Origin of the sequence: Diaphorobacter sp. C33, assembly GCF_030503915.1 — a bacterium.
In the GTDB taxonomy this organism is placed as follows: Bacteria; Pseudomonadota; Gammaproteobacteria; order Burkholderiales; family Burkholderiaceae_C; genus Diaphorobacter; species Diaphorobacter nitroreducens.
Genome location: NZ_CP129980.1, coordinates 622430 through 647160 on the forward strand (window position 1 = coordinate 622430; position 24731 = coordinate 647160).

The window sequence follows — 24731 nt, forward strand, 5'->3', positions numbered from 1 at the left end:
TCGGTAACAACTACAGATGGTGGCATGCGACTACATTTCAAGGCCCTTTCCTCGCTTGAACCAAGCTTGCCGTCCTCCTCGGCGGGAGTTGCGTAGATTGCCTCAGGGCGGGAGAGGTCGTTCAAGATCCCACTCAGCCTGATCGGTAGGCGGCACGCTGGCACGCTGCGGCAATCGGTGAACGCCGAGGCCGACATGAAAACGCTGATGGCGGCGCAAGTGCTGCTCTGGTTACTGCGAGCGCCCCACGGCCATGCCAAGAACTTCAGCATTCAGCTCCTGCCACGCGGTCGTTTCCAGTTGACCCCGCTGTATGACGTGATGTCGGTCTACCCAGTGTTGGATAAAGGTCGCAGCCAGTGGTCACCGTATGAAATCAAGCTGGCAATGGCCTTGATCGGCAAGAGCCGGCACTACGAGATGCAAGGTGTCCAGCGCAGGCACTTCAACAGCACGGCGCAGAAAGTTGACTATGCATCGACCGCTGAGCCGATCATTGAAGAACTTCTGGCTCGTACGCTATCGGCAATCGCCGAAGTGCAAGCCGAATAGCCACAGGACGTCTCACCGCGTGTCCGTGATGCCATCCCTGGACGGGCTTGAGCGGGCGGCCAGAACACTCGGTGAGATGCCGCCGTAAGGAAGCGAAGAGCCGGGTGTTTCAGGGCGAGTTCGAGCGGGCGAAGACGCAACCCGATCGACGATAAGGCCGGAAGTGTCGACGCCGCGCAAATCGCTCCGTAACCCGCGCCATTAAACGAGCTTTTTTGACGGTAAATGCCGACGGTAAAACTTACGACGATCATCGCAAATCCCTTTAACCACGCGGCCTTACGAGACCTGTTGATGACGGAGTGGGAGTGACGCTTACGGGCGTCTAGGAGGCAGTAGGTGCTGCTCCTGTAACCCCCGTCAACTTCCGCACAACGTCTGGTCTGAACGCCGGGCGTTTTTTTGCTATAAAGATAGGAGCTGCTGGCGCTTGCTAGGTATGGGTTGCAGCCTTTTTGTGTGAATATGGATTGCATTGGGGAAGAGGGGCGTGGATTGCGCCGAACGGGGCGCACACGGGGCTGCCTATGAACGTGTGGCTTAGTGCGTGCTGGTGCCTGCCAGGCTGCCTGAACAAGCAGCGCGAGCCGCTGGTCCGCGTGCGGGCAGCGCAGTTGTCGGTGCAGGGCGATGCACCGGGGGCGCGGCGAGGGGGCGGCAGCGTCCGCACATCAGGCCGACGGCAAGAAGGCTCCGCACATAGTCCGAGGCCCCAGGATGACTGGAGATTCCATCACGATAGAAGCAACCGCTGTCCTACATCTGCGCCCCTGCGCCATGGATAGCGTTTGCACATGCGATCTAAGCAACCCACCGCGAGCGACGCCCTCCCATCTGGCGCGAAGCAGGGGCAGGGCAAGGCCCCCACCTCGACACGCACCCTCTGGAAGGGGGCGATCAGCTTTGGCCTCGTCCATATTCCCGTGGGCTTGTACTCGGCGACCGTCAGCTCGGGCATCGACTTTGACTGGCTGGACCGCCGGTCGATGGAGCCAGTGGGGTACAAGCGTGTGAACAAAATCACGGGCAAGGAAATCGCCACGGCCGATATCGTCAAGGGTGTGGAGTATGAAGAAGGCCGCTACGTCATTCTGACGCCCGAGGAAATCGCGGCCGCCTTTCCCAAGGTCACGCAGACGATCGAGATCGAGGCGTTTCTTGACGCCGACGAGATCCCCTTTGTCTACCTGGAGCGTCCCTATTACACGGCACCCCTCAAGCGTGGCGAAAAGGTGTACGCACTGCTGCGCGAGGCCCTGCGCCAGAGCAACCGCGTGGGCGTGGCCAAAGTGGTGATCCAGTCCAAGCAGCACCTGGCCGTGCTCATTCCGTGCGGCCGAGCGCTGATCCTCAACCTGCTACGCTGGGGGGGGGAGATCCGCTCGTTCGAGCAACTGGCCCTGCCGCCGCTGGATGCGAAAGCCGCGGGTATCAAGGACGCGGAGTTGGCCATGGCCATGCAGCTCATTGAGGACATGACACAGGACTGGAACGCGGACCGCTTCCGCAATTCTTTCTCTGAGGAGATACACAGGCTGGTCGAGGCCAAGGCCTCAGCCGGAGAGATTGCCCATGTCGCTCAGCCGGATGAAGGACCGGCGGTGGCTGCGGGGGCGGAGGTGCTGGACCTCACCGCGTTGCTCAAGCGCAGCCTGGAGGGCGCCTCGGCCACCCCGCCGCGCAAGGACAAACCCGCCTCCGTGACCCGCCTTGCACCGTCGGGTAAGGCAGCGGCCAAATCGACCGCCGCCAAAAAGTCACCGGCCCGCAAGACTGCGGCCAAGGCGGCGCCTGCCAAGCCCGCTGCGGCCAAGAAACCTCGCCGCGCACACGGATAGCGGTGCCGGACAAGGCGACGGACCATGCCCCGCAAAGACCCGCTGGCGGCGTACAAGCAAAAGCGCAACTTTGCCGTGACGCCAGAGCCCGCGGACGGCGGAGCGCAGTCGCAGGCGCTGCAGTACGTGATCCAGAAGCACTGGGCCAGCCGCCTGCACTACGACCTGCGCCTGGAGCTGGACGGCACCATGAAGAGCTGGGCCGTACCCAAGGGCCCCAGTTACGACCCGGCGGACAAACGCATGGCCGTGCAGGTGGAAGACCACCCGATTTCCTACAACCAATTCGAAGGGCAGATCCCGCCGCGCCAATACGGCGCGGGGCGGGTCATCATCTGGGACCGCGGCTATTGGGTGCCGCAGGGCAATCCGCGCGAAGACTACCGCAAGGGGAAGCTCAAGTTCGAGATCCACGGTCACAAATTGCATGGTCACTGGACCCTGGTGCGTATGCATGGCCGGGACGACGATAAGCAGCCCCCCTGGCTGCTGATCAAGGAGCGCGACGGGCTGGAGCGTGCGGCCGAGGAGTTCAACGTGGTGGACGAAATGCCCGACAGCGTGGCAGACCAGCCGCCGGTTGCGCCACCAGCGCGCGCATTCGCTCAGAGGGCCGGGCCCGCGCAGATTCAGCCTCCCACGGCAGCGGCGGTGCCGTGGACATCCGCGCCCACGGCACCGCTGCCTGACCAGCTATCCCCGCAACTCGCCACGCTGGTGGACGGACCGCCGGCCGACCTTTCGCAGTGGCTGTGGGAGCTCAAGTTCGACGGCTATCGCATGCTGGCGCGGGTTCAGCGCGGCAAGGCACGGCTGTACACCCGTAACGGCAACGACTGGACCTCGAGGATGCCCGCCCTGGCGCAAGCGCTGGCCGCCTTGCCGCTGTCCTCTGCATGGATCGACGGCGAGGTGCTGGTGCTGGACGCCCAGGGTGTCCCCGACTTCCAGGCGCTGCAGAACGCGTTTGACGGGCGATCGACCGACGCGCTGGTCTTTTACGCCTTCGACTTGCCTTTTGCGCACGGGCGCGATCTGAGGCAACTGCCCCTCGCTGAACGGCGTGCGCTGCTGCGCAGCGTGCTGCAGCCAGCCTCCTCAGACCGTGTTCGGTTCAGCGAAGATTTCGAAGCACGGCCGGCGGACCTGGTGGCCTCGGCCTGCCGGCTGGGATTTGAAGGGGTGATCGGCAAGCGCAAGGACAGCGTGTATGCCTCGCGCCGCAGCACGGACTGGATCAAGCTCAAGTGCAGCCATCGGCAAGAGTTCGTCATCGGCGGATACACGGACCCGCAGGGCTCACGCACAGGGATCGGTTCACTGCTGCTGGGCGTGCATGACGAGGGCGGTGCCCTGCGCTATGCCGGCAACGTGGGTACGGGTTTCAGCGAGCGCGTCCTCGCGGACCTGGCCCGGCGGCTGGGCGCTTTGCGCACCCAGGACAGCCCGTTTGCCCAGCCGCGCTCCATCCCCCGCAAGGTGCATTGGGTGAGGCCCACGCTGGTGGCGGAGGTTTCCTTCGCCGAATGGACGAAAGAGGGCAAGGTGCGCCACGCCGTGTTCCGCGGGTTGCGCGACGACAAGCCCGCCGCCGCCATCGTCCACGAGGAGCCTGCGCACCTGCAGGGGGCTGCGCCCAGCCGCGCCGCGCGCGTGGGGGGGCTGCAGGTGACAAGCCCGGCGCGCGTGGTGGATCCCTCCACCGGGTTCACCAAGCTTGATCTGGTGCGGTACTACGCCACGGTAGCGCCCCTCATGTTGCCCCACCTGCAGGGGCGGCCGGTGTCCCTGCTGCGGGCGCCGCAAGGTCTGGAGGGCGAGCTCTTCTTTCAAAAGCACCTGGACACGGGGGCATTGGACGGGGTGAGTGCGCTGTCACCCGACCTGGATCCTGGCCACCCGCCGCTGCTGGAAGTGGCCACGGCGCAGGGCCTGCTGTCGGCCGCGCAAATGAACACCGTGGAGTTTCACACCTGGAATGCTCGCAAGGACCGGATCGAGCGGCCCAACCGCATCACCTTCGACTTGGATCCGGGCGAGGGTGTGCGGTGGGCGCACGTGCAAGAGGGCGCAGCGCTCGTGCGCTTGATGCTCACCGAGCTGGGCCTGCCATCGTTCCTTAAGACCAGCGGCGGCAAGGGGCTGCATGTGGTGGTGCCCATCAAGCGACTGCACGGCTGGGATGCCGTGAAAGACTTCAGCCAAGCCGTGGTGCAGCATCTGGCGCGCACCCTGCCGCAGCGTTTCGTGGCCAAGAGCGGGCCCCGCAACCGCGTGGGAAAGATCTTTGTGGACTACCTGCGCAATGGCTTTGGCGCCACCACGGCCTGTGCGTGGACGGCGCGCGCGCGGCCGGGCATGGGCGTGTCCGTGCCCGTCGCCTGGCAGGAACTGGACGCGCTCACGGGTGGCGCCCACTGGACGGTGCAGACCGTGGGCCGGCGCTTGAAGACGGGCAATGGCCCCTGGTCGGGCTATGACGAGGCTGCCGTGTCCATCGGGCCGGCGATCAAGGCGCTTGGGGAAAAACGCCACCTATAGCCCTGGTGGCCCTGCATGCAATCATGGTGGGGCGAAGGCATACAAGCGGTCTAGGCGGCCGCTGATTGAACCTGGTTGCTTCCTGTATCCTTTGAATCGCCCCGGTCATCGGCCGGGGCGATTTCTTTTCGCTGCGCGTGTGTCCGGCCACCGATGGCCGCGGGCCTGCGTGTCTGGTGGCAATCCTTCGTTCAAAGACTTCAACATGTTCCTTGATTTCCACGGCCGTGTGGCCATCGTGACGGGTGCGGGTGGCGGCCTGGGCCGTCAGCATGCTTTGGCGCTGGCAGCGCGTGGCGCCAAGGTGCTGGTCAATGATCTGGGCGGTGCCGTGGACGGCAGCGGCGGCTCGGTGTCCGCCGCGCAGGCCGTGGTGGACGAGATCCGCGCCGCAGGCGGCGAGGCGCTGGCCAACGGTGCGTCGGTGACCGATTTCGCGGCCGTGCAGGCCATGGTGCAGCAGGCCATGGACGCATGGGGTCGCGTGGACATCCTGGTGAACAACGCCGGCATCCTGCGCGACAAGTCGTTTGCCAAGATGGACATGGCGGACTTTGCCCTCGTGGTCCAGGTCCACCTCATGGGCGCGGCCCATTGCTGCAAGGCGGTGTGGCCGCACATGCAGGCGCAGAACTATGGGCGCATCGTGATGACGACGTCCTCCACGGGCCTGTACGGCAACTTCGGCCAGGCCAACTACGGCGCGGCCAAGCTGGCGCAGGTGGGGTTGATGCAGACGCTGGCGATCGAAGGGGCCAAGTACGGTATCCATGTGAACGCCTTGGCACCCACGGCCGCCACCCGCATGACCGAGGGCTTGATGCCCGAGGACGTGCTGGCTGCCCTCCAGCCCGAGGCGGTGGTACCCGCCATGCTGGTGTTGGCGCATGAGAGCGCGCCCACGCGCACCATTCTGTGTGCAGGCGCGGGCACATTCGAGGCCGCGCACATTACGCTCACCCAGGGCATCCACCTGGGACAAGGTGCCGATGTGCCGGAGCAATTGGCCGCGCGCCTGGCCGAGGTGACGGCCCGCGGAGCGGGTGAGCAGGTACCGCAAAGCGGCGCCGCACAGGGGACGAACGAGGTGGCGCAGGCCCTGGCTGCGCACCGCTGACACGGCCTGTCCGGGGCGGTGCTGCCCCGCTGCTACCGTACCAAGAGCGACCGTGCAGAGGCCGGCGGCAGTTCCCCGGTGTCAGGCCGGCGCTTGACGTGGGCGCGGGCAGGCCGCAGCGCGGCGTGCTAAGTTCCGGCCCCACCTCAAAAAAGATGGAACAACCACCACCATGAGCACACTCCCACAGCGAATCGCAGCCCTGTCCGCCGACCGGTTGGCAGGCATGCGCCGCGGCATCGAGAAGGAGGGGCTGCGCGTGCTGCCCACGGGCGCCCTGGCGCTCACACCCCATCCGGTGGCGCTGGGCTCGGCCCTCACGCACCCCTGCATCACCACGGACTACAGCGAATCGCAGATCGAGCTCATCACCGGTGCCCACCGCACGGTGCAGGAATGCCAGGATGAACTGACCGAGATCCACCAGTTCGTGCACCGCGTGCTGCAGCAGCAGCCGGGCGGCGAGATGCTCTGGGTGTCCAGCATGCCCTGCATGTTGCCTACGGACGAGACCATTCCGTTGGCGCGCTACGGCTCGTCCAACCCGGGGCGTGCCAAGAGCGTGTACCGCATGGGCCTGGGCCACCGCTACGGCCGGCGCATGCAGACCATCTCGGGCATTCATTACAACTGGTCGCTGCCCGGCGTGGGCAGCGACGAGTACTTTGCGCTGATCCGCAACTTCCGCCGGCACGCGTTCGTGCTTCTGTACCTGTTTGGCGCATCGCCTGCGCTGTGCCCGTGCTTCGTCGAAGGGCGACAACACAGCCTGCAGCCGCTGGGCGACGGCAAGCGCGCGCTGTACCTGCCGCATGCCACTTCGCTGCGCATGGGGCGCCTGGGCTACCAGAGCGACGCCCAGGCTACGCTGGCCGTCAGCTACAACGGCTTGCAGGGCTATGCCGATTCGCTGCACGAGGCGCTCACGCGGCCTTATCCGGCCTACGAGGCGATTGGCGTGCGCAACCCCGGCGGCGACTACAACCAGATGGGCACCAGCCTGCTGCAGATCGAGAACGAGTTCTACGGCACCATCCGGCCCAAGCGCACCGTCCACAGCGGCGAGCGCCCGCTGCACGCGCTGCGCGAGCGCGGCGTGGAGTATGTCGAGGTGCGCCTGATGGACCTGGACCCGTTCGTGCCCGTGGGCATCACCGCCGACACCATGCGCCTGCTGGACGTATTCCTGCTGCACTGCCTGCTGTCGGACAGCCCGCCCGACACGCCGGCCGAGATCGCCGAACTCAAGAACAACCAGCACCTGGCGGCCGAGCGCGGGCGCGAGGCCGGCCTGCAGCTCATGCGCCGCGGCCAGCGTGTGCTGCTGACCGATTGGGCCGCCGAGGTGCTGGCCGAATGCGCGCCCATCGCCGCCACGCTGGATGCCGCCCACGGCGGCGAGGCTTATGCGCACGCGCTGATGGCGGCCCAGGAGACACTGGCGGCCCCGCACTCCACACCGTCCGCGCGTGTGCTGGCCGAGCTGCAACAGCAGCATGACAACGACTTCACCGCCTTCGCACTTGCGCATTCCCAGTCGGCGCGGGACATCCTGATGGGGCAGCCCTGGAGCGAGTCGCAGCAGGCGCGCTACCAGGCGCTGGCCGAGCGGTCGCTGGAGGAGCAGCGGGCCATTGAAGTGGCAGATGACCTGCCGTTCGAGGCGTGGCGCGAGCGGTTCATGGCGGTCGAGCAGTTGGGGTAGTTTTTTGAGGGTGGCGCTTATGGTGTAAGGGCCGCCAGCAATTCTTTTTTGATGTTGCTGCGCGGGGGCGCATAACCCGGTCGGCACCCAAGCATTCGGCAGCAAAAACTCAAAAACGATAGCTGTCCGCGCTTGCCCCACAAGCGCAAAGCCCCATTTAGCCCTTCAGATCACCCCTTGCGCGCCATCGCCGCCGACCGGATGCCATCCAGCGTTCCCGTGGGTGTGATCGCCTGCGGATCGATCAGGCAGTGCAGCACGCTCGGCAGCCCGCTCGCCCGTGCGCGTGCCAGTGCCGGGGCGAAGTCTTCGGTGCGCTCCACGCGCTCGCCGTGCCCGCCGAAGGCCTGGGCATAGGCCTTGAAATCGGGGTTCTTGAGCTGTGTGGCGCTGATGCGCCCGGGGTACTCGCGCTCCTGGTGCATGCGGATGGTGCCGTACATGGCGTTGTCCAACAGCACCACTATCAGCGGCAGGCCGTACTGCACGGCGGTGGCGAACTCCTGGCCATGCATCAGAAAGTCGCCGTCGCCCGCAAACACCACCACCTCGCGCTCGCGCCACAGGCGCTTGGCGCCCACGCCGGCCGGCAGGCCGTAGCCCATCGAGCCGCTGGTGGGGGCCAGTTGGCTCGCATAGGTGGTGAACGGCCAGAAGCGGTGCACCCAGGTGGCGAAGTTGCCCGCACCGTTGCAGAAGATGGTGTCGGCGGGCAGCGCTTCGCGCAGGTGCTGCATCACCTCGCCCATCTGCAGCTTGCCGGGGATGCGGATGGGCGCCGGGTCGCTCCAGGCAAGATACTCGGCGCGCGCAGCCTCGGTGTGCGCGGTCCAGCGCGGCTCGGCCGCGGGGCGCAGGCTGGCCAGTGCGGCGGCCATGGCCTGCGGCGTGGCGTGGATGGCCTGCACCGGGCGGTAGAGTTTGCCAAGTTCGTCGGCGTCGGCATGCACATGCACCAGCGGCTGCGCCGGCACGGGAATGTCGAACAGCTCGTAGCCCTGCGAGGGGATCTCCGACAGCCGCCCGCCCAGCACCAGCACCAGGTCGCTCGCGCGGATGCGCGCCAGCAGCTGGGGGTTGACGCCCAGGCCCAGGTCGCCCGCGTAGCTGGCGTGGTTGGCCGGGAATAGCATCTGCCGGCGGAACGAGCAATACACCGGCAGCCGCCAGGCGCTGGCAAAGGCCTGCATGTCGCGCACCGCCTGGTCGGACCAGCGGCTGCCACCCACGATGACCACCGGCCGCTCGGCCGCCTGCAGCCGCGCCGCCAGTGCCTGCAGTGCGGGCGCGCCGGGGTAGGTCTCGGGCACGGTGTAGGGCAGGGCATCGGCCACCTGCACGGCATCGGTCAGCATGTCCTCGGGCAGGGCCACCACCACGGGGCCGGGGCGGCCCGAGGTGGCGACGTGGAATGCGCGCGAGACCAGCTCCGGCACGCGCCGCGCATCGTCGATCTGCACCACCCACTTGGCCATGGTGCCGAACACGGCGCCGTAGTCCAGCTCCTGGAACGCCTCGCGCCCCAGCGCACCGCGCGCCACCTGGCCTACGAAGACGATCAACGGCGTCGAATCCTGGTGCGCGATGTGGATGCCCGCCGATGCGTTGGTGACCCCCGGCCCGCGCGTCACAAAACAGATGCCCGGGCGGCCGGTCAGCTTGCCCTGCGCCTCGGCCATCATGGCCGCGCCGCCCTCCTGGCGGCACACGGTGACGGCGATGTTGGCGTCGTGCAGGGCGTCCAGTACGGCCAGGTAGCTCTCGCCCGGCACGCAAAAGAGCTGCTGCACGCCGTGCACGATGAGCTGCTGGACGAGGATCTGCCCGCCCGTGCGGGATGCGGCGGTGGAGGTAGCGGTGTGCGGCATGGAGGTCCAAGAGAAGGCGAAGCTGCAAATATCGCCCAGCCATGCGCGCTTGCATAGCAAAAAAGCGGAACGACTTGTTGCTTGAATCGCATCAAGTGGCAATATCCCGTCCCAGCCCTGCCTGCCGCCAGCGCTTATGGATCAAGCGCTGGCGCCTTATGCGTTACCACAAGCCTTGGTCGGGTTCATTCTTTGGCTGCATGAATTAACGCCATGTTTCGCAAACTTTTCCTGCCGCCCGTGGCCGACCTGCTCGCCTTCGAGGCCGCCGCGCGCCACGCCAGCATCTCACGTGCGGCGGAGGAGCTGCACCTCACGCAAAGCGCCGTCTCGCGCCAGGTGCGCCAACTGGAGGCACAGCTCGGTCAGGCCCTGTTCACCCGGGTGCGCCAGCGCGTGGTGTTGACGGATGCGGGGCGCCTGTACGCCGCCGACGTACGCGCCGTGCTGCAGCAGCTCGGTGCCGCCACGCAGAAGGCCATGGCCCTGGCCGATGGCGGCGGACTCCTGCACCTGGCGGTGCTGCCCACGTTGGGCGCGCGCTGGCTGGTGCCGCGCCTGCCTGCGTTCGCCGCGCTGCACCCGGAGCTGACAGTGAATCTTTCTGCCCGTGGCGAGCCTTTTGACTTCGCACAGGAGCCGTTCGATGCCGCTATCCACTACGGTGCGCCCCACTGGGCCGGCGCCGTGTGCGACTACCTGATGCACGAAGAAGTGGTGCCGGTGTGCAGCCCCGCGCTGCGCACCCGCCACCGCATCGAGACCCCTGCCGACGTGGCCGGCCTGACCCTGCTGCACCAGACCACGCGCCCCATGCTGTGGGCCGACTGGTTCGAGCAGGAGGGCGTGCCCGCGCCCCAGGCCCTGCGCGGCCCGCGCTTCGAGCAGTTCGCCATGATCGCCCAGGCCGCCATCTCCGGCCTGGGCGTGGCCCTGCTGCCGCGGTTTCTGATGGAGGAGGAATTGGCGAGCGGCGCGCTGGTGGAGCTGCCCGGTGGCGTGCTGACCAGCAGCGATGCGTACTACCTCGTGGTGCCGCTGGCGCGGGCAGAGTCGGCGGGGGTGAAGGCCTTCAGGGCGTGGCTGCAGGAGGTGGCGGGCCAGCGGGAGCCGGGCCGCGTTGGTGGATGAGCGCATGGTGCGCATTGCGGGCGGACACCTTCCCTGGCAATAGCGGTCAAGCGTCGCCGGACCGTTTCATGCCTGCGGCCAGGGCGGCCAGTGCCAAAAACGCCAGGACCGCCAGTGTGGCGGAGAGCCAGAGCGCCGCGCCGCCCCAGCGCTCCACGGCCAACCCGAACAGGAATGGCGCCCCGGCCTGCACGATGCGCGCGGGCACCATCAGGAACCCCTGCCGCTGCCCATAGCCTTGTGCGCCGAAGATCAGCAGCGGCAGGGTGCCGATGGCAATGGTCAGGATGCCGTTGCCGAGCCCGTGCAGTACGGCGAACGCGGGCGCCGCGTGGCTGCCCAGCAGCATCAGCAGTACGACGCCCAGCGGATGCGCCAGCGTGGCCAGCCGCGCTGACAACAGCGGATGCGACCGCTTGAGCACGGTGAATTCGACCAATCGCCCCGCGACCTGGGCTGGCCCCACCAGCGCCGCAATGCCGATCGCGCCAGCCAAGGCCACGCCCGAAGCCTGCAGGACCTGCGGCAGATGCGCCGCCATCGCGGTGCTGTTGAACCACGCAATGGCAAACACGCAGGCCATGAGCACGGCCGCACGCCGCCGGGCCGGTGCCAGGCTTGCCGCTGCCTGTGGATGAGGACTCCCTGCCGCAGCGGCCTGCGCATCGGCCGAAGCGGCCGGCGCGGCCGTGGGCAGCATCGCGTTCAGCGGCAGGCCGATGAGCAGATGCAGCGCCGCCCATGTCAGGCAGGCCTGCCGCCAGCCGAACGCCGACTCCAGGGAGGCCGTCAATGGCCAGCCGATCGTGCTTGCAAAGCCTGCCAGCAAGGTGATGCCGGTGATCGCCCGCCGGGCGTCCTGGCCATGCAGGCGGACCACGGTGGCGAACGCGGCTTCGTAGAGGCCGCTGCCCATGGCCAAGCCCATCAGGGCCCAGGCAGCAAAGACATGGGCGGGCTGTGAGGCCAGGCTGAGCGCCGCGAGCCCTGCGGCAAACACCAGGTTGCTGACGACCAGTACCGGCCGCCCACCAGCCCGGTCAATGGCGCGCCCCGCCCAGGGGCCGGTTGCTGCGGCAAACAGCAGCGCCATCGAGAACGCCCCAAACACCGCCGACGAGGACATGCCGACGTCTCGCCCCATCGGCGCGGCCACCACGGCCGGCAGGTAGTACGACGACGCCCACGCCAGTGTCTGGGCTACGCCCAGCATCAGCGTGGTGGTGGTTCTACGCTGCACGCTTTGCACCCGCGTCGTACCAGCCCTTGGATGAATTCACGACTTTGACGACCAGCAGCATCACCGGCACTTCGATGAGCACGCCCACCACCGTGGCCAGTGCCGCGCCCGACTCGAAGCCAAACAGGCTGATGGCGGTGGCCACGGCCAGCTCAAAGAAGTTGGATGCGCCAATCAGGGCGGACGGGCAGGCGACCGCGTGCTTTTCACCCGCCGCGCGGTTGAGCCAGTAGGCCAGCGCCGAGTTGAAGAACACCTGGATCAGGATGGGCACGGCCAGCAGTGCGATGACCAGGGGCTGGCGCAGGATGGCCTCGCCCTGGAAGGCGAACAGCAGCACCAGCGTGAGCAGCAGCGCCGCAATGGACCATGGCCCCATGCGCTGGAGTGCCGCATCGAACGCGGCCTGCCCCCGTGCCAGCAAGGCGCGCCGCCACCACTGGGCCAGCACCACCGGAATGACGATGTACAGCACCACCGAGGTGAGCAGGGTGTCCCATGGCACCGTGATGGCCGACAGGCCGAGCAGGAAGGCCACCAGCGGCGCGAACGCCACGATCATGATGCTGTCGTTCAACGCGACCTGGGACAGCGTGAACAGGGGATCGCCGCCGGTCAGGCGGCTCCATACGAACACCATGGCCGTGCAGGGGGCGGCGGCCAGCAGGATCAGGCCGGCGATGTAGCTGTCCAGTTGGTCCGCAGGCAGGTAGGGGGCAAACCACTGGCGGATGAACAGCCACCCCAGGAAGGCCATGGAGAATGGCTTGACCAGCCAGTTCACGAACAGCGTGACCCCGATGCCGCGCACGTGGTGCCGCACCTCGCCCATGGCGGAGAAGTCCACCTTGAGCAGCATCGGGATGATCATCACCCAGATGAGCAGCCCCACCGGCAGGTTCACGCGGGCCACTTCCCACGACCCAATGGTCCGCGCTGCACCGGGAAACGCCTGGCCCAGCCCGATGCCCACCACGATGCACAGCAGCACCCACACGGTGAGATAGCGCTCGAACACGCTCATGGGAGCGCCTGCCGCGCGTTGGGCGGTGGTTTCGCACTGGGCACTCATGTCATTTCCCTGCGAGTTCGCGGGCGCTGGTCTGCAATACCGCTTTCTCCAGCTTGTCGGCGGGCAGGTTGATCAGCAGGTCCAGGCGGCGCTTGATCAGGTGCAGCGTCTGGCGGAAGGCTTCCAGCTTTTCTGAGTCAGGCGCGTCGCCTTCGGAAGGATCGGCGAAGCCCCAGTGCGCCGTTGCGGGGTGCCCCGGCCAGATCGGGCAGACCTCTCCCGCGGCGTTGTCGCACACGGTGATGATCAGGTCCATCGTGGGCGCGCCTGGGGCGGCAAACTCATCCCAGCTCTTGCTGCGCAACCCCTCGGTGGAGACGCCTGCTTTTTGCAGGACCTGCAGACCCAGGGGATGCGGCTGCTGGTTGTCGCGCGGGCTGCTGCCGGCAGACCAGGCCTTGAAGCGCCCGCCTGCCATGGCATTGAGCAAGGCCTCGGCCAGGATGCTGCGCGCGGAGTTGTGCGTGCAGAGAAAAAGAACGTTCAAGGGCGTCGTCATGAAGGACCTTCAGCGCATCAGCAGCAGGTGGATGAGGAAGTGGCGGGCCCGCAGCAGGGCGCCTTGGATGCCGTGGCCGCAGGCGCCTTTGGCGCGCAGCACGCGCCGGCGGCAGCCGTTGGGCTGGACTCGTTGAACACGGGAATGTCGCCGAGCGTGTGAAAGTGCTCCCACGCGATGCCCTGCGGGTCGGTAATCCAGTGCTTCTCGCTGCGCGCATAGCAGCAGGTGGTGGCGCCTTCGTCGAGCAGGGCCATGTCGGCCGATGCGGCCCTGGCCTTCAGTTCTGACAGTTCGGCCGCGTCGTCCACCTGAAAGCCCAGGTGATCCAGGCCTGGGGAGGTGCCCCGCTTGGAGATCGCGAAGTTGACCCGCGGATCGTCGAGCATCCACTTCGCGTAATCGGCCTCCACGCGAGCGGGCTCAGCCGCGAAGAGCTGGGAGTAAAAACGGATGCTCTGGGCCAGGTCTTCCACATGCAGGTGGACATGGAATCGCTTCATGGGGTTCTCCTTCAAAAGTGGGTCAGCAGTCGCAGCTCTTTGCCGTCTCCGCCAGGCAGGACGCGCCCTGGCAGCAGTTTTCCGTGAGGTAGCCGAGCAGATCGTCCATCGTGTCGAAGGAGGCCCGGTAGATCAGGTTGCGCCCCTGACGCTCCTGGCTGACGAGGCCGGAGTGCACGAGCTCCTTGAGGTGAAAGGACAAGGTGTTGGGTGCTACCGCCAGTTGCTCGCACAACGAGCCTGGCGTGAGTCCCTCTGCGCCAGCCACGACCAGTGCGCGAAACACCCTCAGGCGTACTTCTTGGGCCAACGCTGCGAGGGAGCGGATGACATCGATTTCTTGCATAAAACAACTATACAACGATATTGGAATTATTGTAAATTTCTTCGGTGCAACATTGCGCATGCCTGAGGCAATCCCTTATCCCCGCCCATTCGGTGCATTGACCACGAACGCTTATGCCATCTCACTTCTCCCTTCTGGACGCGCCCACCAGGTACCTGTTCTTCACCGGCAAGGGTGGTGTCGGCAAGACCTCGGTATCCACAGCGGTTTCCATCGCCTTGGCAGACGCGGGCAAGAAGGTTCTATTGGTCAGTACCGACGCGGCGTCGAACCTTGATGAAATGCTCGGCATTGCGCTGCGCAACCATCCGGTTCCTGTGCCAGGGGTTCCGGGCCTGATGGTCCTGAACATCGATCCGGAAGCCGCGTCGCAGAACTACCGTGCCCGTGTCATTGAACAAATGGGCACGCAGGCTACGGCTGAGGAGGTGGACCTCGTGCGCGAGCAACTCTCGGGTGCCTGCACCACCGAGATCGCCACCTTCGATGAGTTCTCTCAACTTCTGTCGGAAGGAGGGCGGGATTTCGACCATGTCGTATTCGATACCGCCCCCACGGGCCATACCTTGAGGCTTCTCAGCCTGCCCAAGGCATGGAGCGGGTTCCTCAAGGGCAATGACCGCGGAGCATCCTGCCTGGGGCCGCATTCGGGGTTGAAGATGCAGGAGCAGCTTTTCAACCGGGCGCTGGCATCCCTGAACGACGCTTCGCTCACCACCATTGTTCTGGTGGCGCGGCCTGAGGCGGGAGCGCTCAACGAGGCCGCCAGGTCTTCAGACGAACTGCGTGAGTTGGGCCTTTCCCACCAGCGCCTGGTGATCAACGCGGTTTTCAAGGCGCAAGACCCTCGCGATGCCGTCGCCCTGGCCATCGAGGCTCTGGGACAGGAGGCCATGCGGGAGATGCCGCAGGCGCTGAAACGTCTGGCGGCCGACGTGATTCCCATGCGGCCCGTCGATTCCGTGGGGCTGCAGGCGCTGCGGGCGCTGCTGTCGCCATCACCGACCGAGGTGCCTGTGGCCGCCCTGGAAGCACCCGACTTCGCGCACCAGAAACTGTCTGCGCTGGTGGCGGAGCTGGCGCGGGGCGAGCGTGGATTGATCATGGTGATGGGCAAGGGTGGCGTCGGCAAGACTACCATTGCCGCGGCGATCGCCCTGGGACTGGTCAAGCTCGGCAAGTCCGTGCACCTGAGCACCACGGACCCCGCCGCCCACCTGGCGGTGACGCTCGACGGCGAGATCCCGGGCCTGACCGTCGGGCGCATTGACCCCAAAGCAGAGACCCAGAAATACGTGGACAAGGTCGTTGCCGCCAAGTCGGCCGGCATGACCCCGGCGGAGAAGGACCTGTTGATGGAAGATCTGCGTTCTCCGTGCACGGAGGAAGTGGCGGTCTTCCATGCGTTCTCGCATGTGGTGTCTCAGGCCCGCAGTGCGTTCGTGGTGCTCGACACCGCGCCCACGGGCCACTCGCTGCTGCTCATGGATGCCACGGGTGCCTACCACCGCCAGATGGTGCGGGAGTTTGAAGGCAAGGCGTCGGGGCGCATCACCACGCCCCTGATGCGACTGCAGGACCCTGACTACACCAAGATCATTCTGGTGACGTTGCCCGAGGCCACCCCGGTGTCGCAGGCCGCCGCGCTGAAGGAGGACCTGCAGCGGGCCCGGATCGGCACCTTCGCCTGGGTGGTCAACAAGTCACTGTTGGCCAGCAACACCCGCGATCCCCTTCTTCAGGCCCGGTTGAACAGCGAGAGGCGGCAGATGGAGCGGGTTCAAGCATTGGCACAAGGCCGGTTCTATCTGATTCCCTGGGCGGCGACCCCGCCCGTGGGCGCAAAGGCGCTGGGGGATCTGCTGGAGCCTTGACCTGAAGAGGCGGCCCTTCCTGGCATGCAAGAGCCTCGCGGGCCGCTGCACACATTCAGCCCCGGTGCAGCGTCAGGAGGAGCCCCCGCCGGGCTGCGCCAGCGCGCCCTGCGCATCTTCGCACCACCACTGCGCCGCCGCATAAAAGCCCTCCCACACGCACCCGTTGCACCCGCGGCCGCAGCAGGTGGTGGGCTCAGGCGGCGGTGGGCGCAGCGCTACGCCGGCGTGGGCGGCCTGCGCCTGCAGGGCGGCGAAGCGCTGGCGGGTGGCTTGCAGCATCAAGGTGACGGGGCCTTACCGGCGCCCGCGCCAACGGATCAGGCCGTAGCGCGCCAGGAAGGCGCAGCCCAGCACCAGCGCGAACCACCCCACGACGTGGCCCTGGGTCATCATCTCGCGCACGTCGGGCGAGCGGGCAATGTAGGGGGCCAGCAGGATGATCACGCCAATGAGCGCGCACACCGCGCCCTTGAGCAGCAGCTCGGAATCTTGTTTGCGCTGGGAGAAAGAGGGCATGGCGGCGATTATCCTTGGCGGCTTCGCAAGCCCCATTCGTGAAAGTACACAGTCCATGGCCATCCAGTGGTTTCCCGGTCACATGCACCTGACGCGCAAGGCGATCGGCGAGCGCATCAAGGACATCGATGTGGTGATCGAGCTGCTGGACGCGCGCTTGCCGGGCTCCAGCAGCAATCCGCTGCTGGCCGAGCTGACGGGCCATAAGCCCGCGCTGAAGGTGCTCAACAAGCAGGACGTGGCCGACCCGGCGCGCACGCCGGCGTGGCTGGCCTGGTACAACGCGCGGCCCGGCACGAGCGCGATTGCGCTGGATGCGTCCGACGCCGCGCCCGCGCGCCGGCTCATCGACGCGTGCCGGCAGCTTGCGCCCAACCGGCGCGGCCTCTCCAAGCCGATGCGGGTACTGATCTGCGGCATTCCCAACGTGGGCAAGTCCACGCTGATCAACACCCTGTCCGCCAAGCGCGAAGCCAAGACGGGCGACGAGGCCGGCGTGACCAAGCAGGAGCAGCGCATCGTGCTGGACGATGACTTTTACCTGTGGGACACGCCCGGCATGCTGTGGCCGCGCATCACCGTGCCCGAAAGCGGCTACAAGCTCGCCGCCAGCGGCGCCGTGGGCCGCAATGCGTACGACGAGGAAGAAGTGGCGCTGGAACTGTTGGCCTACCTCAAGCAGCACTACGCACCGCTGCTGGATGCGCGCTACAAGCTGGGGCTGGACGCGGCGGCCATCGCCGCCAAGCACGATGATGAGCTGCTGGAGCTGATTGCCAGGAAGCGCGGCGCGGTGATGAGCGGCGGGCGCCTCAACCTGCAAAAGGCCGCCGAGATCGTGCTCACCGACCTGCGCAGCGCAGCGCTGGGCCGTGTGACGCTGGAGACGCCGGCCGAGTTCGAGGCCTGGCTGGCCGCCGCCGAGGTGCAGGAAAAGGAACGCGCCGCGCGCAAGGCCGAGCAGCTGCGCCGCAACGAGCGCCGCACGCGCAACGCCCCGCGGGACGAGGACTGATCAGGGCCAGGTCCGCTCGCAGGATCTGCGCAGTTCACAGGCCCTAGGCCAGCAGCGGCTCGCAGCGCACCTCGGTGGTGACCGAGTTGGCGATGAAGCACTGTTCATGCGCCTCATGGTGCAGGGCGTGCAGCTGTTCGTGCGTGGGCTGCGGGTCGCCGCCAAAGCGCACCGCCGGGCGCAGCGTGACCACGGTCATGGCCATGCGGCCCTGGGCGTTGCGGGCCATCACGCCCTCGGCTGCATCGCGGTAGTCGTCCACGCAAAAACCCTGCCGCGCGGCGATGGAGAGGAACCACAGCATGTGGCAGCTCGACAGTGCGGCGACGAAGGCTTCCTCCGGGTCCACGGCGGCCGCGTCGGACCAGGGCAGCGGCACGACGTGGGGCGACGAGGAGCCGGCCAACTGCGCGCCACCGTCAAAGCGCAGCAGGTGGCGGCGGCTGTAGCGGTTCTTGAGGAAGTCCTGCGGCGTGGCGTCGCGCGTCCAGGTGATTTCGGCGTGGTAAGTGGCCATGGTGGTGTTTGAATGAAAAATGCCTCTAGCGCCCACCTGTCAAGCGCGAGCAGCTATGGATATTGAAGCAATGCACGCGCTGCCCCTACCAGGCCAGCGGGTTGGATGCATCCGCCCAGAAGATGAAGCGCCGCAGCTCCGCATAGCGCGACGTGCTGAGCAGGGCCGGGTCGGTGCCGCTGCCCTTGCGCAGCAGTACCAGGTAACCGCTGGCGCTGCCCACGGCCAGGGTGTGGCCGTCGGGCGCTGCAGCGATCGCCAGGATGGCGCCGCCGATGTGGTGGCGCCAGAGGGCCGTGCCGTCCTCGGCCAGGCCGTGCAGATCGCCCTGTGCGTCGCCCTCCACACGCAGGCCATGGGCGGTGGCGGCGGGGCACGATGCAGGCAGGTTTGGCGGAGCGACCGTGGGGCTCAGCGCCCACGCATCGGCGCTGACCCGCCACCACGCGGGTGCTTGCGTGGGATGCACGGGCTCCGTGCGGGCCAGCAGACGGCCATCTTCCAGCCACTGCAGGGCGTCCACGGCGTGGCCGGTGCGTGCGGCGTGGTGGGCATAGACATGGGGCGCGAAGGCAAAGCGCCGGTGAAAGCGTGCGGACAGGTCGCCGTCGGCCAGCGCGTGTACAGCGCGTGCCAGTTGCAGCACAGCGCCAGCCTGGGGGCCGCGCGGGTCGGTGGGCTGCACAGGCATGAAATGCACAGGGGCGGGCGGTACGGTCACCGGGGCCGTGCCGGCTGCCGCGGCGCCGAGCGCCACACCATGGGCGGGTACGGCATCGCCTACCGCAGCGGCCGTCGCCGCAGCGGCCGCCGCCGCAGCGGATGACGCCGCGGGTTCTGTGCCGTGCTCCAGGGCCGCCGCGGCCTCAGCGGCGTCGGCCTGCTTCAGCCAGTGCTCCCGCACGCGGGCGGCGTGGGCCCGGCCGTGGGCCTGCCAGTCGTGCGACAGCGCCATGAGGACGGGCCCGAACACCTCGGCGTCGGCCTCGTGCGGCGCGAAGGGCGGCAGGCGGGGCAGGGGCGGGGCATCGCCGGACAAGCCGCTGGAGTGCAGTGCCTGTTGCTCTTGTGCATGGGCGGCGTGCAGGCGCTGCTCCAGCGTGGTGAACAGCTCCAGCAGGTGCTGCATGTGCTGCACGGCGTGGTTGGGCAGCGGCGTGCGCGGATCGCTCTGGCGCTGGCTGTAGCTGATGCGCAGGCCGTTCGGGTGGGCCGTGCCCTCCGGCAGGGCATCGCTGGGCGTCAGGTCGATCTGGTAGCAGGCATGTGCGTCGTCCTCGGGGTCGCCAGCGCGCTCGCTGCCGTTGCGCCAGCTGAACTTGAGCGCCCGGCCCCATGAATGGCCCCCCTGCTGGCCGGGCTGGCGCGCGCCGATCCACACGTCGCCCTCCCACCAGCCGTTGCGCTCGGGGTCGCTCCATGTGTTGTAGCGGGTGGTGAATACGGGCAGCAGCGTCAGCGCCTCGATGCGTGCGGGGGTGAGCGTGGCATGCAGCCGCTCGCGCAGCGGCCGGCCGGCGCGGCGCTGGCCCTCGGCCAGGCGCCAGTAGGCCAGCACCTCGCGCCAGCCCTCTCCGCAGGCGGCCAGCGCGCCGGCTGCCGCGTCGCCCGCCCCTGCCTGTGCGGGGAGCGGCTGCCATGCGCCGGGCTGGCCGGCGCTGTCGTAGGCGCGGTATTGGCGCACCAGGCCGTCCGCGCCGGGGGGTGGAGGCGGGACGCCAGAGCGCAACCGCGCCCAGGCCTGCGCCAGCGCGTGGGTAGGTGCGCTCTCGGCCGGGGGCAGGGCGAGCCAGAAGTCCCAGCGCTTCCAGAGAGTGATGAACAGGGCGTCGTGGTAGGCGTCCTGGTCTTCATCCACGTGGCTGCGCGTGAGCAGAAAGTCCATCTGCCCGAACCAGCCGGCTGCCTTGTGCTGGCTCTTGTCGGGCAGGGCGGCCTGGAGCAGCCGCCGCAGTTGCGCGGCGTCCATTGCATCGCCTGCGCACAGTCCGTCGTCCACCGGCAGCCCGGGCTCTTCGGACAAAGCCGGCTTGACCGCGCTGGCAGGCGGAGGCACGAATGAAGAGGGGCTGGACATGGCAAAGGCGCACGGTTGTGTGGCGCATGGTAGCGCCGACACCGTTGCGCCATCAATGTGCGGCCCGTGGGCCCCCACGGGCCATGGCTGGGCCTGGGTTCTGCCACTGTGGCGGGCAGCGCGGGGCCTTGCCGACCGGGGCCCGCACGCGGGAGGGACTACAGCACGATCTTGCCGTCGGCGACATACAGCTCGTACTGGTCACGCGGCAGGGCGGTGAGGCCTGCGGTGTTGTTGTCGTCGCGCCAGCTCAGCGTGACGCTGTCGGTGGCAAAGGTGAGTTCCACCGGTCCTTCCGGAATGGCAATGGGCATGCCGTCTCCTTCCCGGTAGGTGACGTGGCCTTGGATGGTGGCTTGCTGGGGCATGTGCGTGCTCCTGGGTCGTTGCGGTCAAAAGGGGGACGGGTGCCCCCTACCGCATTACAGGCCATCCTGCGGGGTGTCGGTTGTCAGACCAGCGCGCGTTTTGCGCCGCAGGCGTTTGCGTCGAGCCGGAGGCTGGCCTGGGTCCGTCGGGGCGGCGCGCTGTACCAGCGGAATCACCCACAGCACCACCACTGCCAGCAGCGTGGCCAGGATGGCCGTGCTCTCACGCCCCAGGCCCGCGGCCACGCCGATGGCGGCCGTGAGCCAGATGCCGGCCGCGGTGGTCAGGCCCTTGACCTGACTTTCCGCGTCGCCCTTCAGGATGGTGCCCGCGCCCAGGAAGCCGATACCGGCGATCACCCCTTGCAGCACACGGCTGTTGTCCGCCGGGGCAATGCCCGCCTGCTGCGCGACGAGCACGAACAACGCGGCGCCCATGGCCACCAGCATGTGGGTGCGCATGCCTGCGGCCTTGCCGGCCTGCTCGCGCTCCCACCCCAGCAGGCCGCCCAGCAGCGCGGCTACACCCATGCGCAAGACCACCCGCGTGGTTTGCTGGGGGTCGCCAATGTCCGAGAACTCGTGGGCGGCCACGGCCAGGGCGTCAGCCCACCAGCCGGTCATGGCGTGCCACGCCTGAAGACCAGGCGAGAAAGGGGCAAAGCGGGGAGGAAAGCGTGGGGCGCTGCACGGTGCATGGCCGCCAGTGTGAAGCGCGCAGACAGGGGTGGGCAGCGGCGGCCGCCGCTCCTGTGGGTAGGACACGGCCGGGTGGCGGGATGCTCCGAAAAGCAGCAGGGCGTTAGATAAAAATTGGCCGGTAGCGCTTGCTAGGTAAGCGCGAAAAGCTACTCTTTTGGTAGCGCGTCTTCGATGTCCTGCTGCCAGGGCAGGGTCCAGATGTGTTGCTGCCAATCGGGCGCTGCGTCCGCGTTTGGCTGCGGGGGTGCGGTGGCGGTGGTGGATGTTCTGGCAGCGGGCCACTGCAATCCACTGTGCAGCGTGACCAGGCGGCCGTCTGCGGGGTGGGGCAGGCTGAGCTGCCACGCATGCAGCCACAGGCGGTGCAGGCCGAGGCGCTGTTCCCACCAACGGTTGAGCGGCCCCTTGCCGTGGGTGGCGTCACCCAGGATGGGGTGGGCCAGATGCTTGAGGTGGCGGCGGATCTGGTGGCGGCGCCCCGTGGTCGGCTCGGCCAGCACCAGCGATGCGCGCGTCGTGGCAAAGCGGGGGTCGCTGGACTCGGGCAGCTCCAGCCGCGCCAGGCGCATGAGGCGCGTGTGGGCAGGCTGGGTGGGGGCGTCGGGCGGCGCGTCGTCGGGGCGCAGCGGGTGGTCCACTTCGGCCTGCGCCGGTGCCCAGCCGCGTACCAGCGCCAAGTACTGCTTGCGCACGGCATGCCGGGCGAAGGCGTCGGCCAGGGCCCGCGCGGCGGCGGGGAGCAGGGCCATGACGAGCACGCCGCAGGTGCCCTTGTCCAGCCGGTGCACGGGGTAGACGTGCTGGCCGATCTGGTCGCGCAGCGCCTGCATCACGAAGCGCGTTTCGCCTGCGTCCAGACCTGTGCGGTGCACCAGCCAGCCCGCCGGCTTGAAAACGGCCACCATGTGCGCGTCCTGCCACAGCAGGCGCAGCGGAGGGTGCGCGGGCGTCAGGGGTTGCGCCCCGGGGTGAGCTGGATGGTGCTCAGGCCCGAATGGGGCGGGTCCTGCTGCGAGGTGAGCCAGTACACCCACAGGCCGCGCAGCCACGCGCCCATGTAGATGATGGACACGGCAAAGATGCCCCACTGCTCGGCCTTCCACGAGGCGTAGAACCAGAACGGCTGCCCCAGCAGCCCGAAGATGCAGGCCCAGCGGCGCAGCGCCGTTCTGCGCGCCTGCGACAGCCAGGCGGCGGTGGCACCCAGCAGGGCGATGGCGATCTGGTCAAGTCCCATGGTGATGTGGCCGTTGCGTGGTGATAGGGTGTTAACTGGATGTTTGTACAGCCATGATAACAGTGGCGGGGGCTGCAGCGGCCAGGAGCTCCCGCAGGCGACGCGAGCGCGCTACGCCTTGGCGGTGGAGAGGGGCGTGCCGGGGAGTCGGTCGCGCCGGGCGATGAATTCGCGGGCCGCCTGGGCGCGCAGGGTGGCCCGGCCCAGCCCGGTGATGGTGATGACGCGTGCGGAGCGTACGGATTCGCCTTCGCCGGGCAGTTCAGCCTGCACCATGCCCGCGGCGCGCAGGACACGCAGCTTGTCCACCTCTGCCTCACCGACGACGGGGGCGGGAAACTGGTCCCGCTGCGCAAGTTGACGGAGAAGTTCCATGGGCATGTGACTGGCTCCCGGTGCTGCGCCGCGCAAACGGTGCGGCGGACGGGGTTATTGTGGCCCCTGGGGCGAGGCCGGTACAACAAAGGCCCCGTTCTCAAGTAGGCAGTTCGGTGCCGTGCGCTGACCGACAATCCCGCCATGACTGTGTCTTCGCGCTCCACCTTCCTGCCCCTGTCGCTGCTGGCCGCGCCGCAGCGGGACGACCCGCACCCGCTGGTGCTGTACCACGGCCGCTGCGCCGACGGTTTTGCCGCCGCGCTGGCCGCCTGGCGCTTTTATGGCGGTCAGGTCGAATGCCTGGGGCTGACCCACGGGCAGGTGGCCACCGTGGACGACCTGCCGCCGCTGCAGGGGCGGGCCGTGTACGTGCTGGACTTTGCGTTTGCGCCCGACCTGCTCGCCGCCATCGACGCGCGTGCCGCCCGGCTGGTACTGCTGGACCACCACAAGAGCGCGGCCGAGCAGTTGGAGGGCTTTGCCTGCCGCTGCGGGGGCCTGCACTTCGACATGGGCAAGTCTGGCGCGCGCCTGGCGTGGGAGTTTTTCCACCGTGACGCACCACTGCCCGCCTTGGTGCGCCACGTGGAAGACCGCGACCTGTGGGCCTGGCAGTACCCCGACACCGCGGGCTACGTGGCGGCGCTGGACATGGAGCCGTTCGACTTCGCCCGTTGGCAGCAGATCGCCGACTTCACGCCCGCCGAGACGGCGGCCTTCGTCGCGCGCGGGCAGGCCATGGACGAGAAGTTCCGCCATTTGGCGCAGGACGTGGCGGGCGGTGCGCAGCCGCTGGTGTTCAACGGCGAGGCCGGGCTGATGGTGAATGCGCCCGGCGCCTTCCACAGCCTGGTGGGCGAGTTGCTGTCGCGCCAGAGCGGCACCTTCGCGCTGATGTGGGTGGTGGGCAAGGACGGGCAGGTCAAGGTGGGCCTGCGCTCGCAGCGCGGCTACGACTGCTCGCCCCTGGCCGTGAGCATGGGCGGCGGCGGCCATGCCCAGGCCTGCGGCTTTCGCCTGCCTGGCGAGCGGCTGGCGCAGTTGCTGTCCGGCGTGTTTCAGGCCGACGAAACGGGTGCGAGTTCCTAGCCAAAATGGCCCGTAGCGCTTGATGGAAAAGCGCGAACAGCTATTGAAATGATAGTCGCCTACCGGTGCCGGCGCCGGTAGTCCCAGGGGGCCTGCGGGCGTGGCTGCGACCACAGCCCAGTCTGGCTGGCGCGTGCCTGGCGCTGCAGCGCCACCAGGTGGGGGTAGCGCTTGGCCTGCGATGCATAAACCCAGGCCAGGCCGGCGCGCACCTGGGCCGTGCCCACGTCCTGCCCCTGGCAGCGTACATGCGCCAGCGTGCGGCCGTAGTCGTCGCGGCCCAGCGTGCGCAGGGCGGCCTGCTGGCGAAAGCACAGGCGCGCCAGGTTCTGGCGCGCGCGCTGGCCGAAGGCCTGGCGGCTCTCGGGCGCGTCGATCGCCACCACGCGCACGCGCTGCGGGCGCCAGGCCCCCGGCGTGCCGCAACGCACGGTGAGCGTGTCGCCATCGCTGATGGCAATCACAAGGCAGAGGAGGGCGGCAGCGGACACGGGTGGGGCAGTGGTGAAGAGCGGATAAAAGCGCGGCGCGGTGGCGGTGGCG

At 67.9% G+C, this 24731-nt stretch carries 24 protein-coding genes and 1 pseudogene; 9 read left to right on the forward strand and 16 right to left on the reverse strand.

The features are described 5' to 3' along the window. Positions 1-162 precede the first annotated feature (162 nt). The 5 genes and pseudogenes from QY917_RS02995 to gshA all read left to right on the forward strand — a co-directional run. Positions 163-640: pseudogene (locus tag QY917_RS02995) on the forward strand (HipA domain-containing protein); the annotation flags it as partial. A gap of 706 nt (positions 641-1346) precedes the next feature. Further along, on the forward strand, positions 1347-2390 hold the full coding sequence (locus tag QY917_RS03000; RefSeq protein WP_123676502.1) for a Ku protein: 1044 nt from the start codon (positions 1347-1349) through the stop codon (positions 2388-2390). Between the two features lie 24 nt (positions 2391-2414). Beyond that, on the forward strand, positions 2415-4931 hold the full coding sequence (gene ligD, locus QY917_RS03005) for a DNA ligase D (RefSeq protein WP_123676501.1): 2517 nt from the start codon (positions 2415-2417) through the stop codon (positions 4929-4931). A gap of 205 nt (positions 4932-5136) precedes the next feature. Then, positions 5137-6048: an SDR family NAD(P)-dependent oxidoreductase gene (locus QY917_RS03010; RefSeq protein WP_123676500.1), complete on the forward strand. Its 912-nt coding sequence runs from the start codon at positions 5137-5139 to the stop codon at positions 6046-6048. A gap of 172 nt (positions 6049-6220) precedes the next feature. After that, entirely contained in the window at positions 6221-7753 is a 1533-nt protein-coding gene (gene gshA, locus QY917_RS03015; RefSeq protein ID WP_123676499.1) for a glutamate--cysteine ligase, read from the forward strand. Positions 7754-7923: 170 nt separating this feature from the next. Here the strand turns inward: gshA and QY917_RS03020 are convergent, their stop codons facing one another. Continuing rightward, positions 7924-9621, reverse strand: a complete 1698-nt coding sequence (locus tag QY917_RS03020) for a thiamine pyrophosphate-binding protein (RefSeq protein WP_123676498.1) — start codon at positions 9619-9621, stop codon at positions 7924-7926. Positions 9622-9834: 213 nt separating this feature from the next. On the opposite strand from QY917_RS03020, the gene QY917_RS03025 reads away from it, so the two are divergent. Beyond that, on the forward strand, positions 9835-10752 hold the full coding sequence (locus QY917_RS03025; protein ID WP_123676497.1) for a LysR family transcriptional regulator: 918 nt from the start codon (positions 9835-9837) through the stop codon (positions 10750-10752). 46 nt (positions 10753-10798) lie between these two features. On the opposite strand, the gene QY917_RS03030 is transcribed toward QY917_RS03025, so the two are convergent. Genes QY917_RS03030 through QY917_RS03050 form a run of 5 tightly spaced genes read right to left on the reverse strand, consistent with a single transcriptional unit; the run spans position 10799 to position 14412 of the window. Continuing rightward, the gene (locus tag QY917_RS03030) at positions 10799-11965 is read right to left on the reverse strand and encodes an MFS transporter (protein WP_123676586.1); all 1167 of its coding nucleotides are present in this window, start codon (positions 11963-11965) and stop codon (positions 10799-10801) included. A gap of 16 nt (positions 11966-11981) precedes the next feature. Next, on the reverse strand, positions 11982-13064 hold the full coding sequence (gene arsB, locus QY917_RS03035; RefSeq protein ID WP_123676496.1) for an ACR3 family arsenite efflux transporter: 1083 nt from the start codon (positions 13062-13064) through the stop codon (positions 11982-11984). Position 13065: 1 nt separating this feature from the next. Continuing rightward, complete coding sequence (locus tag QY917_RS03040) at positions 13066-13563, reverse strand: arsenate reductase ArsC (RefSeq protein ID WP_015912967.1); 498 nt, start codon at positions 13561-13563, stop codon at positions 13066-13068. A gap of 17 nt (positions 13564-13580) precedes the next feature. Continuing rightward, complete coding sequence (locus tag QY917_RS03045) at positions 13581-14066, reverse strand: ArsI/CadI family heavy metal resistance metalloenzyme (protein ID WP_123676495.1); 486 nt, start codon at positions 14064-14066, stop codon at positions 13581-13583. 22 nt (positions 14067-14088) lie between these two features. Continuing rightward, complete coding sequence (locus tag QY917_RS03050) at positions 14089-14412, reverse strand: helix-turn-helix transcriptional regulator (RefSeq protein ID WP_015912969.1); 324 nt, start codon at positions 14410-14412, stop codon at positions 14089-14091. Between the two features lie 113 nt (positions 14413-14525). Between QY917_RS03050 and arsA the strand changes: the two genes are divergently transcribed. Continuing rightward, positions 14526-16286 (forward strand): arsenical pump-driving ATPase, encoded by a 1761-nt coding sequence (gene arsA / locus QY917_RS03055; RefSeq protein WP_123676494.1) that lies wholly within the window; start codon positions 14526-14528, stop codon positions 16284-16286. Between the two features lie 72 nt (positions 16287-16358). On the opposite strand, the gene QY917_RS03060 is transcribed toward arsA, so the two are convergent. Beyond that, positions 16359-16568: an oxidoreductase-like domain-containing protein gene (locus tag QY917_RS03060; RefSeq protein ID WP_123676493.1), complete on the reverse strand. Its 210-nt coding sequence runs from the start codon at positions 16566-16568 to the stop codon at positions 16359-16361. A gap of 15 nt (positions 16569-16583) precedes the next feature. After that, positions 16584-16805, reverse strand: a complete 222-nt coding sequence (locus QY917_RS03065; RefSeq protein WP_123676492.1) for a hypothetical protein — start codon at positions 16803-16805, stop codon at positions 16584-16586. Positions 16806-16860: 55 nt separating this feature from the next. Here QY917_RS03065 and ylqF point away from each other — a divergent pair, with 55 nt between their 5' ends. Continuing rightward, on the forward strand, positions 16861-17820 hold the full coding sequence (gene ylqF, locus QY917_RS03070) for a ribosome biogenesis GTPase YlqF (protein ID WP_103737530.1): 960 nt from the start codon (positions 16861-16863) through the stop codon (positions 17818-17820). A gap of 43 nt (positions 17821-17863) precedes the next feature. Here the strand turns inward: ylqF and QY917_RS03075 are convergent, their stop codons facing one another. The 7 genes from QY917_RS03075 to QY917_RS03105 form a co-directional block, all read right to left on the reverse strand. Next, complete coding sequence (locus tag QY917_RS03075) at positions 17864-18337, reverse strand: OsmC family protein (RefSeq protein WP_123676491.1); 474 nt, start codon at positions 18335-18337, stop codon at positions 17864-17866. An 85-nt stretch (positions 18338-18422) separates the two neighbouring features. Beyond that, on the reverse strand, positions 18423-20414 hold the full coding sequence (locus QY917_RS03080) for a hypothetical protein (protein WP_302078553.1): 1992 nt from the start codon (positions 20412-20414) through the stop codon (positions 18423-18425). A 158-nt stretch (positions 20415-20572) separates the two neighbouring features. Beyond that, on the reverse strand, positions 20573-20782 hold the full coding sequence (locus QY917_RS03085; RefSeq protein ID WP_011805706.1) for a hypothetical protein: 210 nt from the start codon (positions 20780-20782) through the stop codon (positions 20573-20575). 54 nt (positions 20783-20836) lie between these two features. Then, a complete protein-coding gene (locus tag QY917_RS03090; protein WP_123676490.1) occupies positions 20837-21406 on the reverse strand; it encodes an MgtC/SapB family protein in 570 nt (189 codons plus the stop codon). 224 nt (positions 21407-21630) lie between these two features. After that, a complete protein-coding gene (locus tag QY917_RS03095; RefSeq protein ID WP_302078559.1) occupies positions 21631-22389 on the reverse strand; it encodes a pseudouridine synthase in 759 nt (252 codons plus the stop codon). A 44-nt stretch (positions 22390-22433) separates the two neighbouring features. Continuing rightward, positions 22434-22721 carry a hypothetical protein gene (locus QY917_RS03100; RefSeq protein ID WP_011805703.1) on the reverse strand — a complete coding sequence of 96 codons (288 nt, stop codon included), beginning with the start codon at positions 22719-22721 and terminating at the stop codon, positions 22434-22436. A 111-nt stretch (positions 22722-22832) separates the two neighbouring features. Then, the gene (locus tag QY917_RS03105) at positions 22833-23096 is read right to left on the reverse strand and encodes a hypothetical protein (protein WP_231403416.1); all 264 of its coding nucleotides are present in this window, start codon (positions 23094-23096) and stop codon (positions 22833-22835) included. Between the two features lie 144 nt (positions 23097-23240). Here QY917_RS03105 and QY917_RS03110 point away from each other — a divergent pair, with 144 nt between their 5' ends. Next, positions 23241-24188 (forward strand): DHH family phosphoesterase, encoded by a 948-nt coding sequence (locus tag QY917_RS03110; RefSeq protein WP_047351103.1) that lies wholly within the window; start codon positions 23241-23243, stop codon positions 24186-24188. A 59-nt stretch (positions 24189-24247) separates the two neighbouring features. Here QY917_RS03110 and QY917_RS03115 read toward each other — a convergent pair whose 3' ends face one another. After that, the gene (locus tag QY917_RS03115) at positions 24248-24679 is read right to left on the reverse strand and encodes a thermonuclease family protein (protein WP_123676583.1); all 432 of its coding nucleotides are present in this window, start codon (positions 24677-24679) and stop codon (positions 24248-24250) included. Positions 24680-24731 lie beyond the last annotated feature (52 nt).

Excerpts from the sequence above, each read along its gene's own strand:
- QY917_RS03000 (WP_123676502.1), top strand. The coding sequence starts at position 1,347 with ATGCGATCTAAGCAACCCACCGCGAGCGACGCCCTCCCATCTGGCGCG.
- ligD (WP_123676501.1), top strand. The coding sequence starts at position 2,415 with ATGCCCCGCAAAGACCCGCTGGCGGCGTACAAGCAAAAGCGCAACTTT.
- QY917_RS03010 (WP_123676500.1), top strand. The coding sequence starts at position 5,137 with ATGTTCCTTGATTTCCACGGCCGTGTGGCCATCGTGACGGGTGCGGGT.
- gshA (WP_123676499.1), top strand. The coding sequence starts at position 6,221 with ATGAGCACACTCCCACAGCGAATCGCAGCCCTGTCCGCCGACCGGTTG.
- QY917_RS03020 (WP_123676498.1), bottom strand. The coding sequence starts at position 9,621 with ATGCCGCACACCGCTACCTCCACCGCCGCATCCCGCACGGGCGGGCAG.
- QY917_RS03025 (WP_123676497.1), top strand. The coding sequence starts at position 9,835 with ATGTTTCGCAAACTTTTCCTGCCGCCCGTGGCCGACCTGCTCGCCTTC.
- QY917_RS03030 (WP_123676586.1), bottom strand. The coding sequence starts at position 11,965 with ATGCTGGGCGTAGCCCAGACACTGGCGTGGGCGTCGTCGTACTACCTG.
- arsB (WP_123676496.1), bottom strand. The coding sequence starts at position 13,064 with ATGAGTGCCCAGTGCGAAACCACCGCCCAACGCGCGGCAGGCGCTCCC.
- QY917_RS03040 (WP_015912967.1), bottom strand. The coding sequence starts at position 13,563 with ATGACGACGCCCTTGAACGTTCTTTTTCTCTGCACGCACAACTCCGCG.
- QY917_RS03045 (WP_123676495.1), bottom strand. The coding sequence starts at position 14,066 with ATGAAGCGATTCCATGTCCACCTGCATGTGGAAGACCTGGCCCAGAGC.
- QY917_RS03050 (WP_015912969.1), bottom strand. The coding sequence starts at position 14,412 with ATGCAAGAAATCGATGTCATCCGCTCCCTCGCAGCGTTGGCCCAAGAA.
- arsA (WP_123676494.1), top strand. The coding sequence starts at position 14,526 with ATGCCATCTCACTTCTCCCTTCTGGACGCGCCCACCAGGTACCTGTTC.
- QY917_RS03060 (WP_123676493.1), bottom strand. The coding sequence starts at position 16,568 with ATGCTGCAAGCCACCCGCCAGCGCTTCGCCGCCCTGCAGGCGCAGGCC.
- QY917_RS03065 (WP_123676492.1), bottom strand. The coding sequence starts at position 16,805 with ATGCCCTCTTTCTCCCAGCGCAAACAAGATTCCGAGCTGCTGCTCAAG.
- ylqF (WP_103737530.1), top strand. The coding sequence starts at position 16,861 with ATGGCCATCCAGTGGTTTCCCGGTCACATGCACCTGACGCGCAAGGCG.
- QY917_RS03075 (WP_123676491.1), bottom strand. The coding sequence starts at position 18,337 with ATGGCCACTTACCACGCCGAAATCACCTGGACGCGCGACGCCACGCCG.
- QY917_RS03080 (WP_302078553.1), bottom strand. The coding sequence starts at position 20,414 with ATGTCCAGCCCCTCTTCATTCGTGCCTCCGCCTGCCAGCGCGGTCAAG.
- QY917_RS03085 (WP_011805706.1), bottom strand. The coding sequence starts at position 20,782 with ATGCCCCAGCAAGCCACCATCCAAGGCCACGTCACCTACCGGGAAGGA.
- QY917_RS03090 (WP_123676490.1), bottom strand. The coding sequence starts at position 21,406 with ATGACCGGCTGGTGGGCTGACGCCCTGGCCGTGGCCGCCCACGAGTTC.
- QY917_RS03095 (WP_302078559.1), bottom strand. The coding sequence starts at position 22,389 with ATGGTGGCCGTTTTCAAGCCGGCGGGCTGGCTGGTGCACCGCACAGGT.
- QY917_RS03100 (WP_011805703.1), bottom strand. The coding sequence starts at position 22,721 with ATGGGACTTGACCAGATCGCCATCGCCCTGCTGGGTGCCACCGCCGCC.
- QY917_RS03105 (WP_231403416.1), bottom strand. The coding sequence starts at position 23,096 with ATGGAACTTCTCCGTCAACTTGCGCAGCGGGACCAGTTTCCCGCCCCC.
- QY917_RS03110 (WP_047351103.1), top strand. The coding sequence starts at position 23,241 with ATGACTGTGTCTTCGCGCTCCACCTTCCTGCCCCTGTCGCTGCTGGCC.